Raw genomic sequence first — 1118 nt, 5'->3', positions numbered from 1 at the left:
GGTCGACGGGCTGCTGGAGCGGGGCATCGAGCCGTTCCTCACCCTGTACCACTGGGACCTGCCGCAGGCGTTGGAGGAGCTGGGCGGCTGGCGCTCCCGGGACACCACGTCGCGGTTCGCGGAATACGCGCTGGTCGTGCACGACGCCCTGGGTGACCGGGTGTCGAAGTGGACGACGTTCAACGAGCCGTACGTCTCCTCGATCGTCGGCTACGGCGAGGGCAGGCACGCGCCGGGTGCGCGGGAGGGGCACGGATCGCTCGCCGCGGCGCATCACCTGATGGTGGCGCACGGGCTCGCGGTTCGGGCGATGCGGGAGAACGGCGGAGCGGGCGGGGGAGCGGCCGGTGGAGCGGCCGGGGGAGCGGGCGGTGGGAAGCACGAGTTCGGCATCGTGCTGAACCAGTCGCCGTCCACGCCGGTCACCTCGTCGGAGGCCGATGTGGCGGCGGCGCGCAGGCACGACCTGTTGCTGCGCCGGCAGTTCGCAGAGCCCCTGTTCGCGGGCAAGTACCCGGAGGACTACGAGGAGACGTTCGCGGGCGTCACGGACCTGTCGTTCCGGCAGGACGGCGACCTGGAGCTGATCTCCACGCCGCTGGACTACGTGGGCATCAACTACTACTACCGCCAGCACGTGGCCGACGCGCCGCACCGCGACCCGGACCCGGCCACCCGGACGTCGATCGACATCGGCATCGACACCACCAGGCTGCCGGACGTGCCGCGGACCGCGATGAACTGGCCGGTCGAGCCCGAGGGCCTGACGCAGGCGTTGGTGGGGATGAAGGAGAGGTACCCCGACCTGCCTCCGGTGTACGTCACGGAGAACGGGTGCGTGTACCCGGACACCCCCGGCTTCGTAGACCAGGAGCGCATCGAGTACCTGCGCACGCACTTGGCGGCGGCTCGTGACGCGATCGACGGCGGGGTCGACCTGCGCGGGTACTTCGTGTGGTCGTTCCTGGACAACTTCGAGTGGGCTCACGGGTACAAGCACCGGTTCGGGCTGGTGCACGTGGACTACGAGACGTTGATCCGCACGCCCAGGTCGAGTTATTACTGGTACCGCGACCTGGTCGCCGGGCAGCGTGCCGAGGAGGGCACGGTCGGGTGAC

Annotated in this window: 1 protein-coding gene; it reads left to right on the top strand. The window is 70.0% G+C overall.

Translation table 11 applies throughout. The features are described from left to right. On the top strand, positions 1-1117 hold a 1117-nt coding region (locus AB0G02_RS41715; RefSeq protein ID WP_360806564.1), incomplete at its 5' end, for a family 1 glycosylhydrolase. Position 1118 lies beyond the last annotated feature (1 nt).

This window comes from Actinosynnema sp. NPDC023658 (assembly GCF_040639995.1).
In the GTDB taxonomy this organism is placed as follows: Bacteria; Actinomycetota; Actinomycetes; order Mycobacteriales; family Pseudonocardiaceae; genus Actinosynnema.
The sequence above is the reverse complement of the archived record's forward strand: the minus strand, read 5'-3'. Positions and strand labels throughout refer to the sequence as shown.